The following is a 12,408-nucleotide window of genomic DNA, read 5'->3' as shown; positions in this document are numbered from 1 at the left end:
CGGTGAGAGCTCGCGCCGTCCGGTGCCGTCCATCGGCACCGGCGCTGCGGTTCAGGGGGCGGCGGGCTTGTGGATGAAGCCGGTCAGCGGTGCGAGGACCTTCCAGTCGAGCGTTTCGTAGAGCGCCCGGCCCTGGACGGTCGCGCCCAGGACGCCGGTGGCCGCGCCGCTGCCGACGGCCGCGTGGGTGAGCGCGCCCATCACGACCGTCCCGAGGCCGAGGCGCCGGTGGGCCTCCTCGGTGACGATCTGGTCGAAGACGCAGGCGCCGCCCGACAGGCCGATCTGGCCGCGCGCGGCGAGCTCCCCGTCGGCGGCCAGCACGCGCACGCTGATGAGATCGCCGGCGGTCTCGGTGGTGACCGAATAGCCGTCAGGCGCGCGCACGGCGGACGGACGCAGGTCGACGGCCATCAGGAAGCCGGGATCGGTCGGCTCCCACTCGGGCGGGAACCACGGCGCCATGACGTCCGGTTCCAGAAAGCCCTTGATCCAGGTGGCCGGTTCGGTGATCGTGCCGACGAGCCCGCGGGCGGTCTCGACATCGGCGTCGAGCAGGACGTGACGGACCGTCTGGGTGGGCAGCCCGACCTGGATGCTCAGCCCCCACGGCACGTCCACCGGCTGCGGTGCCCGCCGCGAGGCGGTCCAGCCGTAGACCCACGAGCGTGCGAGCTCCCACATCCGGACACCCCTCCAAGTAATGACTGCAGTCCGAATTCGGATGTTACACAAGGGAGGAGGTGTCGCGCGGAGTCAGCGGAAGGCGGTGGCGCGGACGCTGTCGCCGCACAGGGCGAACTGTCCGCCGTCGGAGGGGGCCACCTGGAAGCCCGTGCCCGCGATGCCCACCACCAAAGAGGGGGCGACAGTCGGATCGGCGCCGGAGGCGCAGTAGCCGTCCGCCTCGCCGAGGACCGGGGTGAAGGTCAGGACGGCAGAAGCGGTCCCGCCCTCGGGCAGCAGCACAGGTCGGGCCTCGCCCCGGGGGACGACACGCAGCGGCGCGTTCCGGTTCGGGGAGCCCTGGCCCGCGAGGGCCACCGTCGGGAAGCCCCGCAGCTCGCACACCGGGCCCTCATTGACCACCGTGAACCGGACGCGTGTGGAATCGGTCCGCTCCGCGCCGGCCGCCGAGAGCCGGTCTCCGGTGCACGCGGTTGTCGGCGCCGCCGTGGAGGCCGAGGCCGGGCCGGCCGGCAGGCCGCCCGCCAGCACCACCGTCGCGGCCGTCAGGACTGCCGCCCTCCCGCCGGCTCTCATGGGTGTCTCCTCACGCGGTCCGGTCGGAAGATTCCCTTCCACCGTCCCACGAGGTGCCTCCGGCGGCCCGGCCGAAGGAGGCCATGGTCAGCCCCGGGACGGGGGAGAAGTCGGGGCCGCGGGTGAAGCCCAGGCGTTCGTACAAGGTCACCGCGGGGGCGTTCGCCGCGCCCGTGGTGACCTCGACCGGGCGGCCCGGGAACAGCTCGGTCAAGGCGTGGCGCAGCAACCGTGAGGCGACACCCTGCCGGAACCGCCCCGGATCCACGCACAGCCGGTCGACGCATACGCCGCCGTCGGCCTCCTCCTCCCAGGCGAGGAAGCCGTCGAGCGAGCCGTCCCCCGAGAACGCGCCGATCCAGTTCAGGGGCCGGACCCTCATCTCGGCGAGGCTCTCGCCCAGCGCCGGGATGCCGTCGAAGCCGATCAGCTCCGCCTCCACCCCGTAGGCGGCCCGCCCGATCCGGTGCACGGCCGCCGCGGTGGCGTCGTCGGTCAGGTCCAGCGGACGTATCTGCGGCATGCGGGCCACGCTACCCGTGGCTCGCGCGGACGGTCCCGGAGTTTCGGGTGGGGTGGGGGCACACCGGAGCGTCCCAGCCCCACCGGCCGTCTGCTCCTGCGGGCGGCGTACGCCGCGAGCGGGGGCCGGGGTGGGACCCGGGCGGTAACCGTTTAGCGGCGCAGCCACTCCGCTCGGTACGATTCAGGCGCGCGGCATTCGCCCGCGCATCCCCTGAGTCAGGAGAGACCGGTGTCAGACGTCCGTGTGATCATCCAACGCGATTCCGAGCGGGACGAGCGCGTGGTGGCCACGGGCACTACGGCGGCGGAGCTCTTCGCCGGCGAGCGCACCATCGTCGCCGCGCGCATCGCGGGCGAGCTCAAGGACCTCGCGTACGAGGTGAAGGACGGCGAGACCGTCGAGCCCGTGGAGATCTCCTCCGAGGACGGCCTGGGCATCCTGCGCCACTCGACCGCGCACGTCATGGCCCAGGCCGTGCAGGAGCTCTTCCCCGAGGCCAAGCTCGGTATCGGCCCGCCGGTCCGCGACGGCTTCTACTACGACTTCGACGTGGCCCGTCCCTTCACTCCGGAGGACCTGAAGGCCGTCGAGAAGAAGATGCAGGAGATCCAGAAGCGCGGCCAGCGCTTCTCCCGCCGCGTCGTCACCGACGAGGCGGCCCGCGAGGAGCTCGCCGACGAGCCGTACAAGCTGGAGCTCATCGGCATCAAGGGCGCGGCGTCCACCGACGACGGCGCGAACGTCGAGGTGGGCGGCGGCGAGCTGACCATCTACGACAACCTCGACGCGAAGACCGGCGAGCTGTGCTGGAAGGACCTCTGCCGCGGTCCCCACCTGCCCACCACCCGGAACATCCCCGCGTTCAAGCTCATGCGCAACGCCGCCGCCTACTGGCGCGGCAGCGAGAAGAACCCGATGCTCCAGCGCATCTACGGCACCGCGTGGCCGTCGAAGGACGAGCTGAAGGCCCACCTCGACTTCCTCGCCGAGGCCGAGAAGCGCGACCACCGCAAGCTCGGCAGCGAGCTGGACCTCTTCTCCGTCCCGGACGAGATCGGCTCCGGCCTCGCCGTCTTCCACCCCCGCGGCGGCATCATCCGCCGGACCATGGAGGACTACTCGCGCCGCCGGCACGAGGAGGAGGGCTACGAGTTCGTCTACTCCCCGCACGCCACCAAGGGCGCCCTCTTCGAGAAGAGCGGCCACCTGGACTGGTACGCGGAGGGCATGTACCCCCCCATGCAGCTCGACGGTGGTACCGACTACTACCTCAAGCCCATGAACTGCCCGATGCACAACCTGATCTTCGACGCGCGCGGCCGCTCCTACCGCGAACTGCCGCTGCGCCTGTTCGAGTTCGGCACCGTGTACCGGTACGAGAAGTCGGGCGTCGTGCACGGACTGACCCGCGCCCGGGGCTTCACCCAGGACGACGCGCACATCTACTGCACCCGTGAGCAGATGGCGGAGGAGCTCGACCGCACGCTCACCTTCGTGCTGAACCTGCTGCGCGACTACGGTCTGACCGACTTCTACCTGGAGCTGTCCACCAAGGACCCGGAGAAGTTCGTCGGCTCGGACGAGGCATGGGAGGAGGCGACCGCCGTCCTCCAGCAGGTCGCCGAGAAGCAGGGCCTCCCGCTGACCCCCGACCCGGGCGGCGCGGCCTTCTACGGTCCGAAGATCTCCGTGCAGGCGCGCGACGCCATCGGCCGTACCTGGCAGATGTCGACCGTGCAGCTGGACTTCAACCTGCCGGAGCGCTTCAACCTGGAGTACACCGCGCCCGACGGCTCGCGCCAGCGTCCGGTCATGATCCACCGCGCGCTGTTCGGCTCGATCGAGCGGTTCTTCGCCGTGCTGCTGGAGCACTACGCGGGCGCCATGCCGCCGTGGCTGGCCCCGGTCCAGGCGGTCGGCATCCCGATCGGCGACGGGCACGTCGAGTACCTGCAGGAATTCGCCGCGGCGGCGAAGAAGCAGGGTCTGCGGGTCGAGGTGGACGCCTCCTCCGACCGCATGCAGAAGAAGATCCGCAACCACCAGAAGCTCAAGGTGCCGTTCATGATCATCGTCGGTGACGAGGACATGGCCGCGGGCACCGTCTCCTTCCGCTACCGCGACGGTTCGCAGGAGAACGGCATCGCCAAGGACGAGGCGCTGGCCAAGCTGGCCAAGGTCGTCGCGGACCGCGTCCAGGTCTGATCCGGCCCTGGAAGGCCCCCGGAAGTGATCACTTTCCGGGGGCCTTTCTCGTACCCGAAGCCAAGGTCATATGCTTGCCGCCATGACGACTCAGCCGGAGCAGCAGATCGGTGTGGGCACGCAGGACGCGTTCCAGCGACTGTGGACGCCCCACCGGATGGCGTACATCCAGGGGGAGAACAAGCCGACCGGCCCGGAGGCCGGGGACGGCTGTCCCTTCTGCGGGATTCCGGACATGTCCGACCAGGACGGCCTGGTCGTCGCCCGGGGCAGGCACGTGTACGCCGTGCTGAACCTCTACCCGTACAACGGTGGCCACCTGATGGTCGTCCCGTACCGGCACGTCGCCGACTACACGGAGCTCGACGCGCCGGAGACGGCCGAGCTCGCCGACCTCACCAAGCGGGCGATGGTCGCGCTGCGCAAGGCCTCGGGGGCGCACGGATTCAACATCGGCATGAACCAGGGCGCGGCCGCCGGCGCCGGCATCGCCGCGCACCTGCACCAGCACATCGTGCCGCGCTGGGGCGGGGACACGAACTTCATGCCGGTCGTGGGCCACACCAAGGTGCTGCCCCAACTCCTGGCGGACACCCGTCAGATGCTCGCCGACGCCTGGCCCGTCGACTGACCGGTCCGTAGGCGCCCGGTCAGTCCGTGCGCGCCGCGCGCCACGTCGCCAGCACGGCTTCCACGTCGAATTCGGTCAGGCGGCCCAGCGGCGGCCCCGGCGGGGGACGGCGCAGGGCCGCGCGGATCTTCTCGTTGACCGCCGTGAGGATGTCCCGCACCTGGCGCTCGGAGCGGGCCGCCAGGGCGGCCTCCCGCGCATCCTCGGCCTCCTTGCGCAGCGCGAGCGCCGGAGGCAGGACGGCGAAGCCCTCGCGGTGCAGTTTGCCCTTGATCCACCACAGCTCGTCGTAGGGCGCGTCGAGCGAGGCCAGCGGCTTGCCGTAGCCGGGCAGGTCCTCGAAGTCGCCGCGCTCGGTGGCCTGTCGGATCTGCCGGTCCACGAAGGACTCGAAACTGACGCCAGGCGGTTTGCGCTCGGTCACGGCCGCCGCTCCTCCCGATCGCAGGGATCCTTCCGCGCCTCCAGCCTACCTACGCGTCGTAGACGTCGGCCTTGCGCGGGGCGGGCTCCTGGATCAGGCCGCTCATGATCGACGAGCGGTTGGTGAAGCGGTCGGTGTCGACGCCGTTCTCCTCGAGCACCTTGAAGGTCGCCGCGTGGATCGACCTCAGGACCGGGGCCACCGTGCGCAGTGCGTCGTCCGCCATGAACCGGTGGCGCCACATCGAGCTCGCCCAGACGTGGCGCAGGCCGAAGGGCTCGGGGAGGACCAGCTTGCCGCCGAAGAAGTCCAGGATCGGCGGGTACCAGGTCAGCGGGGCCCGCACGGCCAGGCGGACCACCTCCTGGGTGTCCACCAGGGGCAGCGGGCGCTCCACGGTCTCCCAGAAGCGGATGCTCTTGGGTACCTCCACCACCGGGGCCGCGGACTTCGACGTGAACAGGCCGTGTACGGGGCCCAGGGCGTGGGCGGTGACGTCCACGCGCAGGGTCTTGTAGAGCACGGTGACCGTGACCAGCATGTTGATGACCAGCTGGCCGTCCCAGAGCGGGTACTGGATGCCCAGGTAGTGCCGGTTGCCGGCGCTGAACTGCTGCTCGTTGCAGATCCGGGTGATCTCGTGCGGCTTGATGAGGAAGGCGTCGACGTTCTCCCCGGTGGGGCGGGCCACTTCAGCGGCGCCCTCGCCGATCGGGGTGACGATCCAGTGCTGGATCGCGGCGGGCGGGAAGCCGCCGGTGTGCAGGGGGCCCCGCTCCAGCTTGCGCAGCTGGGCGTCGATCGCGCGCACGACGTCCCAGCTGCGGAACGGGTGGATCTCCATGCCCTCGCTCCTGGGGGCCAGCTCCTCGGCCATCTGCCAGCTGCCCCACCGGGTGCCCATGCCGAGGATGCCCTTGGGGCCGGCGTAGAAGACCTGGTTGCTGCGGTCCTCGGCGGTGAGCTTGGCGAGCTGGTGGCGAAGGTCCTCGCGCGCCTTCTCGTCGGGGTTGCCGGGCACGGCCTCCGGGATCTTGGCGCCGACCCCGCCGCCGGACAGCAGTCCGTCCCAGCGGGCGCGCAGGTCCCGGGCGGTGGCCTCGCAGGTCCGGCGGGCGAGCAGCCAGCCCAGGACCGGGGCGATGATCATGCCGCGGGCGTAGAGCCCGAGGAAGCCGGTCAGCGGCAGCCGGAACATCAGGACGGCCGCCACGACACCGACGCCGACCAGGACCGCGGTGCCCAGCCAGGAGCTGTGCCTGCCCGTGCTGGCGGCAAGGGTCTTGCGGAGCTGGAAGAGGCCCAGCCACAGCAGCAGACCGGGCAGGAACAGCACACCGCAGACCAGCATGATCAGCCGGAGCCTGCGGTCGCGCTCCTTGCGGATGTGCGAGGCGGCCAGGCAGTGCTCCACGACGGTCTGCGGATCGGCGCCGAAGGACTGGATGAGCGGCTTGCGGCCCGGGCCCAGGGTGCGGGCCTCGACGGCGCGGCAGAAGGCCTCGCCGAGGCTGGGCTCGAAGAGGGAGAGCTTCGGGGGCTTGACGGTCGCGGGGTGGTTCTCGCTGTTGGCGGTGAGTATCTTGTCCAGCTTGCTGTCCTTGCCGCCGTCGCGGTACGCGGCCGAGGCGAGGGCGTTGGTCGCCGCCGTCTGGCCGCCGCCCCCCTGCAGCGGGACCTGCGCTCCGGGCCTGAAATCGAATCCGTCGTCCGCCACCGCTGCCCCCATCGCTGTGCGTTCGTGCTCTTTTGGTGCGCCGACGAGCCTATCGGCGGATCTCGCCCCATGGTCATGGGACAGGGAAATGCCGCCCACCGCAAGCTGGTTGGGTGGGCGGCCGATCCCGGTGCTATCTCAACTGACTTCCCTTCCCGGTCTGTTCGCGCACCTTTTCCGCGATCTGCGGCGGCATCGGTTCGTGGCGGGCATAGGCCCGGGCGAATCGTCCGGTGCCGTGCGAGACGGAGCGCAGCTCGACGGCGTAGCGGCCGATCTCGATCTCGGGGATCTCGGCGCGGACCCGGGTGCGACCCGGACCGGCCTGGTCGGTGCCCACGACGCGGCCGCGGCGGCCCGCGAGGTCGCTCATGACCGGGCCCACGTACTCGTCGGGGATGAGGACGGCGAGCTCGGCGACCGGTTCGAGCAGCTCGATCCGGGCCTCGGCGGCGGCCTCGCGCAGCGCGAGGGCGCCGGCCGTCTGGAAGGCGGCGTCGGAGGAGTCCACCGAGTGCGCCTTGCCGTCGAGGAGGGTGATGCGCACGTCGACCAGCGGGTAGCCGGCGGCGACCCCGCGGGCGGCCTGCGTCCGTACCCCCTTCTCCACGGACGGGATGAACTGGCGGGGCACGGCGCCCCCGACCACCTTGTCGACGAACTCGATGCCGCTGCCGGGCGGGAGCGGTTCCACCTCGATCTCGCAGATCGCGAACTGGCCGTGACCGCCGGACTGTTTGACGTGGCGGCCGCGCCCGGCGGCCCTGGCGCCGAAGGTCTCGCGCAGGCTCACCTTGTGCGGGACGGGGTCGACCTGGACGCCGTAGCGGGTGCGCAGGCGCTCCAGCGCGACGTCCTGGTGGGCCTCGCCGAGGCACCACAGGACGACCTGGTGGGTGTGCGGGTTCTGCTCCAGCCGCATGGTCGGGTCCTCGGCGACGAGCCGGGCCAGGCCCTGGGAGAGCTTGTCCTCGTCGGCCTTGCTGTGGGCCTCGATGGCGAGGGGGAGCAGGGGGTCGGGCATGCTCCAGGGCTCCATGAGGAGCGGGTCGTCCTTGGCGGAGAGGGTGTCGCCGGTCTCCGCGCGGGTCAGTTTGGCCACGCAGGCGAGGTCGCCGGCGATGCACCGGGTGAGGACGCGCTGCTGTTTGCCGAAGGGGGAGGAGAGGGTGCCGACCCGCTCGTCGACGTCGTGGTCCTCGTGCCCGCGGTCGGCGAGGCCGTGCCCGCTGACGTGGACGGTGTCGTCGGCCTTGAGGGTGCCGGAGAAGACGCGGACGAGGGAGACGCGGCCGACGTAGGGGTCGGAGGAGGTCTTGACGACCTCGGCGACGAGGGAGCCGCCGGGATCACAGGTGACGTCGGGGCGGGCGGAGCCGTCGGGGCGGGTGACGGCGACGGCGGCGCGCTCCAGGGGGGTGGGGAAGCCGCCGGTGACCAGTTCGAGGAGTTCCACGGTGCCCAGGCCCTGGCGGGCGCCGTCGGCCGCGGGGGCGGCCATCAGGACGGGGTGGAAGGTGCCGCGCGCCACGGCCCGCTCCAGGTCGTCGACGAGGGTCTTGATGTCGATCTCCTCGCCGCCCAGGTAGCGGTCCATGAGGCTCTCGTCCTCGCTCTCGGCGATGATCCCCTCGATGAGCCGGGCGCGGGCGTCGGTGATGAGGGAGAGCTCGGCGGGATCCGGGTCGCGCTCCACGCGCTCGCCCGAGGCGTACTCGTAGACGCGCCGGGAGAGCAGGCCGAGCAGGCCGGTGACGGGGGCGTGCCCGTCGGGGCCGACCGGGCCGTGCAGGGGGAGGTAGAGGGGGATGACCGCGTCGGGGTCGTCGGCGCCGAAGATCTCGCCGCACACGGCGGTCATCTGCGTGTAGTCGGAGCGGGCGGCCTCCAGGTGGGTCACGACGATGGCGCGGGGCATGCCGACGGCCTCGCACTCGTCCCAGACCATGCGGGTGGCGCCGTCGATCCCGTCCGAGGCCGAGACGACGAAAAGGGCCGCGTCCGCGGCGCGCAGACCGGCCCTGAGTTCCCCGACGAAGTCGGCGTATCCGGGGGTGTCCAGGATGTTGATCTTGATTCCGCCCCATTCGACGGGGACGAGGGACAGCTGGACGGAGCGCTGTCGGCGGTGCTCGATCTCGTCGTAGTCGGAGACGGTCGCGCCGTCCTCGACCCGACCGGCCCGGTTGACCGCTCCTGCGGTCAGTGCGAGGGCTTCGACCAGGGTGGTCTTGCCGGATCCGCTGTGGCCGACCAGCACGACATTCCGGATGGAAGAGGGGCGGTCGGCCGTCAGTGCCCTGCCGGCGGCTCCGGCTTGGTGTGATGTGGCTCCCATGGTGCTCGTGCCTCCCGGTGGTGACGGTGAGGAGGGTGGGGTGGTGCCTTGCTCGGTGTCCGGATCGGTTCCCGGCGGCTTCCCCGGATGAGGAATGCGGGATTCTTCGAGCTTTGCACTGGTGTCACATCCCGTCCATACGTCGTACCGCGGACGGCCCGGCGGCGTACCACGGACGTACAGGGGACGCACAGGGGGCCGACCGGAGGCGGTCGACGACGTGAAGTACGTCTTACGTGGCACGAACCGGTGGGTGCGCGGCGCTCGCGCGGTGGCGTGCTGGCTACGATGGGCCAGCCGGTGGCCGTGGTGGCCGTGCGGCCCAGCGACCCTCCGGGAAGGCCATGCTGAACAAGTACGCGCGTGCATTCTTCACGCGTGTTCTCACGCCATTCGCCGCTTTTCTGCTCCGGCGGGGGGTGAGCCCGGACGCGGTCACCCTGATCGGCACGGCCGGAGTGGTGTTCGGAGCGCTGTTCTTCTTCCCCCGCGGAGAGTTCTTCTGGGGCACGATCACCATCACCCTCTTCGTCTTCTCCGACCTGGTGGACGGGAACATGGCCCGCCAGGCCGGGATCTCCAGCCGGTGGGGAGCCTTCCTCGACTCCACCCTCGACCGGGTGGCGGACGCGGCGATCTTCGGCGGCCTCGCGCTCTGGTACGCGGGCTCCGGGAACGACAACGCGCTCTGCGCCGTGGCGATCTTCTGCCTGGCCAGCGGCCAGGTGGTCTCGTACACGAAGGCGCGCGGCGAGTCGATCGGGCTGCCGGTGGCCGTCAACGGGCTCATCGAGCGGGCCGAGCGACTGGTGATCTCGCTGGTCGCGGCCGGTCTGTCCGGGCTGCAGACCTTCGGGGTGCCGTCCTGGATCGGGGTGCTGCTGCCGGTCGCACTGTGGATCGTGGCGGTGGGCTCGCTCGTCACCCTGATCCAGCGGGTGGTCACCGTGCGCCGTGAGTCGGCCGAGGCCGACGCCGCGGCCGCCGCCGAAGGCGGCGCGGCCTGATGGGTGCCATACAGGACAAGCTGGTCGACGGGCTGTACGGGCTCGGCTGGGCCGGGGTCAAGAAGCTGCCCGAGCCGGCCGCCCTGGCCCTGGGCCGGAGGATCGCCGACTACGCGTGGAAGCGGCGCGGCAAGAGCGTGCTGCGGCTGGAGTCGAATCTGGCGAGGGTGGTGCCCGACGCCGGTCCGGAGCGGCTGCGCGAGCTGTCGCAGGCGGGCATGCGTTCGTACATGCGGTACTGGATGGAGTCCTTCCGGCTGCCGACCATGGATCCGAAGCGGTTCAGCACGGACGTCGAGTTCAAGGACGAGCACCTGCTGCGCGAGGCCCTCGACTCCGGGCGCGGCGTGATCGTGGCCCTGCCGCACCTCGCCAACTGGGACCTCGCCGGGGCCTGGGCCATCGGCCACATGGGGGCGCCGTTCACCACCGTCGCCGAGCGGCTCAAGCCCGAGACCCTCTACGACCGCTTCGTGGCCTACCGGGAGAGCCTGGGCATGGAGGTCCTGCCGCACAGCGGCGGCGCCGCCTTCGGCACCCTCGCCCGCCGGCTGCGCTCCGGCGGCCTGGTCTGCCTGGTCGCGGACCGGGACCTGTCGGCCTCCGGGGTCGAGGTGGACTTCTTCGGCTCCACCACGCGCATGCCGGCCGGGCCGGCGCTGCTGGCCCAGCAGACCGGAGCCGTCCTGCTCCCGGCCACCCTGCACTACGGCGACACGCCGAAGATGTACGGCCGGATCCACCCCGAGGTGGAGGTGCCGCGGACCGGCACCCGGACCGAGAAGACCACCGTCATGACGCAGGCGATGGCGGACACCTTCGCATGGGGCATCGCGGAGCACCCGGAGGACTGGCACATGCTGCAGCGGCTGTGGCTGGACGACCTGGAGGAGCGCCCGTAGTGAAGATCGGCATCGTGTGCCCGTACTCGTGGGACGTGCCGGGCGGCGTCCAGTTCCACATCCGGGACCTGGCGGAGCACCTGATCGGCCTGGGCCACGAGGTGTCGGTGCTGGCCCCGGCCGACGAGGACACCCCGCTGCCGCCGTACGTGGTCTCCGCGGGGCGGGCGGTGCCGGTGCCGTACAACGGGTCCGTGGCCCGGCTGAACTTCGGTTTCCTGTCGGCGGCCCGGGTCCGGCGCTGGCTGCACGACGGCACCTTCGACGTGATCCACATCCACGAGCCGGCCTCGCCCTCGCTGGGACTGCTGTCCTGCTGGGCGGCGCAGGGCCCCATCGTGGCCACCTTCCACACCTCGAACCCGCGCTCCCGGGCGATGATCGCCGCGTACCCGATCCTGCAGCCCGCGCTGGAGAAGATCAGCGCGCGGATCGCGGTCAGCGAGTACGCGCGGCGCACCCTGGTGGAGCACCTCGGCGGGGACGCCGTGGTGATCCCCAACGGCGTCGACGTGGACTTCTTCGCCAAGGCCGAGCCCAACCCGGACTGGTCCGGGCAGACCCTGGGCTTCATCGGCCGGATCGACGAGCCGCGCAAGGGTCTGCCGGTGCTGATGGCGGCCTTCCCGAAGATCGTGGAGGCCTGCCCGGACGTACGGCTGCTCGTCGCGGGCCGCGGCGACGAGGAGGAGGCGGTGGCCTCCCTGCCCGCGGAGCTCCGCGCGCGGGTCGAATTCCTCGGCATGGTCTCGGACGAGGACAAGGCACGGCTGCTGCGCAGCGTCGACGTGTACGTCGCCCCGAACACCGGCGGCGAGAGCTTCGGCATCATCCTGGTCGAGGCCCTGTCGGCGGGCGCGGCGGTCCTCGCGTCGGACCTGGACGCCTTCGCACAGGTCCTGGACCAGGGCGGGGCGGGCGACCTCTTCACGAACGAGAACGCCGACGCGCTGGCCACGGCGGCGGTCGCCCTGCTCCGCGACCCGGCCCGCCGGGCCGAGCTCAGCGTCCGCGGCTCGGCGCACGTCCGGCGCTTCGACTGGTCCACGGTCGGGGCGGACATCCTGGCCGTCTACGAAACGGTGACGGCGGGCGCTGCCGCGGTGGCCACGGACGAACGCGTCCCGCTCCGCACCCGCCTCGGCTTCTCGAAGGACGCCACCCCCTCCTGACGGGCCCGCGGCGTCAGGGAGGTGTCCGAGCCACCCCAGGTGCGGTGACCGGCAAGGTCCACCGGCGTGCGACGCCCGGCACCGCACCGGACGCCGCACCCCGGCAAGATCCGAAAGAGACGGCCCAGGGTTGTCGGTGAGGGCGGGGCCCGGCCGCCCGCCCCCGCCCCACGCCCCCGTTTGGGAAAACCGGGGGAAGGCCCCGAGAGAGCAGGGGTTGTAC

The 12,408-nt window shown here is 71.6% G+C and carries 11 protein-coding genes; 5 read left to right on the top strand and 6 right to left on the bottom strand.

Features of this window, described 5'->3' with window-relative positions:
• Positions 1-51: 51 nt before the first annotated feature.
• The 3 genes from ACWGE1_RS21445 to ACWGE1_RS21435 form a co-directional block, all read right to left on the bottom strand.
• The gene (locus tag ACWGE1_RS21445; RefSeq protein WP_453422082.1) at positions 52-684 is read right to left on the bottom strand and encodes a GNAT family N-acetyltransferase; all 633 of its coding nucleotides are present in this window, start codon (positions 682-684) and stop codon (positions 52-54) included.
• Between the two features lie 72 nt (positions 685-756).
• The gene (locus tag ACWGE1_RS21440) at positions 757-1,263 is read right to left on the bottom strand and encodes a DUF4232 domain-containing protein (RefSeq protein ID WP_453422081.1); all 507 of its coding nucleotides are present in this window, start codon (positions 1,261-1,263) and stop codon (positions 757-759) included.
• A 10-nt stretch (positions 1,264-1,273) separates the two neighbouring features.
• Positions 1,274-1,786: a GNAT family N-acetyltransferase gene (locus ACWGE1_RS21435; RefSeq protein WP_453422080.1), complete on the bottom strand. Its 513-nt coding sequence runs from the start codon at positions 1,784-1,786 to the stop codon at positions 1,274-1,276.
• A gap of 231 nt (positions 1,787-2,017) precedes the next feature.
• On the opposite strand from ACWGE1_RS21435, the gene thrS reads away from it, so the two are divergent.
• Together thrS and ACWGE1_RS21425 are read left to right on the top strand one after the other, a co-directional pair.
• On the top strand, positions 2,018-3,994 hold the full coding sequence (gene thrS / locus ACWGE1_RS21430; RefSeq protein WP_453422079.1) for a threonine--tRNA ligase: 1,977 nt from the start codon (positions 2,018-2,020) through the stop codon (positions 3,992-3,994).
• A 70-nt stretch (positions 3,995-4,064) separates the two neighbouring features.
• A complete protein-coding gene (locus ACWGE1_RS21425; protein ID WP_453422078.1) occupies positions 4,065-4,625 on the top strand; it encodes an HIT family protein in 561 nt (186 codons plus the stop codon).
• A gap of 19 nt (positions 4,626-4,644) precedes the next feature.
• Here the strand turns inward: ACWGE1_RS21425 and ACWGE1_RS21420 are convergent, their stop codons facing one another.
• The 3 genes from ACWGE1_RS21420 to ACWGE1_RS21410 all read right to left on the bottom strand — a co-directional run bounded on the left by ACWGE1_RS21420 (position 4,645) and on the right by ACWGE1_RS21410 (position 9,104).
• Positions 4,645-5,049, bottom strand: coding sequence for a DnaJ family domain-containing protein (locus ACWGE1_RS21420; protein ID WP_453422077.1), 405 nt, complete (start codon positions 5,047-5,049; stop codon positions 4,645-4,647).
• A 49-nt stretch (positions 5,050-5,098) separates the two neighbouring features.
• Positions 5,099-6,766, bottom strand: coding sequence for a hypothetical protein (locus tag ACWGE1_RS21415; protein WP_453422076.1), 1,668 nt, complete (start codon positions 6,764-6,766; stop codon positions 5,099-5,101).
• A gap of 133 nt (positions 6,767-6,899) precedes the next feature.
• Positions 6,900-9,104 (bottom strand): elongation factor G-like protein EF-G2, encoded by a 2,205-nt coding sequence (locus ACWGE1_RS21410; protein ID WP_453422075.1) that lies wholly within the window; start codon positions 9,102-9,104, stop codon positions 6,900-6,902.
• A 344-nt stretch (positions 9,105-9,448) separates the two neighbouring features.
• On the opposite strand from ACWGE1_RS21410, the gene pgsA reads away from it, so the two are divergent.
• Genes pgsA through ACWGE1_RS21395 form a run of 3 tightly spaced genes read left to right on the top strand, consistent with a single transcriptional unit; the run spans position 9,449 to position 12,185 of the window.
• Positions 9,449-10,111, top strand: a complete 663-nt coding sequence (gene pgsA / locus ACWGE1_RS21405; RefSeq protein WP_453422074.1) for a phosphatidylinositol phosphate synthase — start codon at positions 9,449-9,451, stop codon at positions 10,109-10,111.
• Positions 10,111-11,013 carry a phosphatidylinositol mannoside acyltransferase gene (locus tag ACWGE1_RS21400; RefSeq protein WP_453422073.1) on the top strand — a complete coding sequence of 301 codons (903 nt, stop codon included), beginning with the start codon at positions 10,111-10,113 and terminating at the stop codon, positions 11,011-11,013. The genes pgsA and ACWGE1_RS21400 overlap by 1 nt, the downstream gene beginning before the upstream one ends.
• Positions 11,013-12,185, top strand: coding sequence for a glycosyltransferase family 4 protein (locus ACWGE1_RS21395; protein WP_453422072.1), 1,173 nt, complete (start codon positions 11,013-11,015; stop codon positions 12,183-12,185). The genes ACWGE1_RS21400 and ACWGE1_RS21395 overlap by 1 nt, the downstream gene beginning before the upstream one ends.
• The last annotated feature ends 223 nt before the right edge of the window (positions 12,186-12,408 follow it).

It is taken from the genome of Streptomyces sp. NPDC054932, assembly GCF_053610205.1.
Note: the sequence above shows the minus strand (reverse complement) of the source record. Positions and strands in the feature narration are given on the sequence as shown.

Coding starts and splice junctions, on each gene's coding strand:
- ACWGE1_RS21445 (WP_453422082.1), bottom strand. CDS start 684: ATGTGGGAGCTCGCACGCTCGTGGGTCTACGGCTGGACCGCCTCGCGG.
- ACWGE1_RS21400 (WP_453422073.1), top strand. CDS start 10,111: ATGGGTGCCATACAGGACAAGCTGGTCGACGGGCTGTACGGGCTCGGC.
- ACWGE1_RS21425 (WP_453422078.1), top strand. CDS start 4,065: ATGCTTGCCGCCATGACGACTCAGCCGGAGCAGCAGATCGGTGTGGGC.
- pgsA (WP_453422074.1), top strand. CDS start 9,449: ATGCTGAACAAGTACGCGCGTGCATTCTTCACGCGTGTTCTCACGCCA.
- ACWGE1_RS21435 (WP_453422080.1), bottom strand. CDS start 1,786: ATGCCGCAGATACGTCCGCTGGACCTGACCGACGACGCCACCGCGGCG.
- ACWGE1_RS21410 (WP_453422075.1), bottom strand. CDS start 9,104: ATGGGAGCCACATCACACCAAGCCGGAGCCGCCGGCAGGGCACTGACG.
- ACWGE1_RS21440 (WP_453422081.1), bottom strand. CDS start 1,263: ATGAGAGCCGGCGGGAGGGCGGCAGTCCTGACGGCCGCGACGGTGGTG.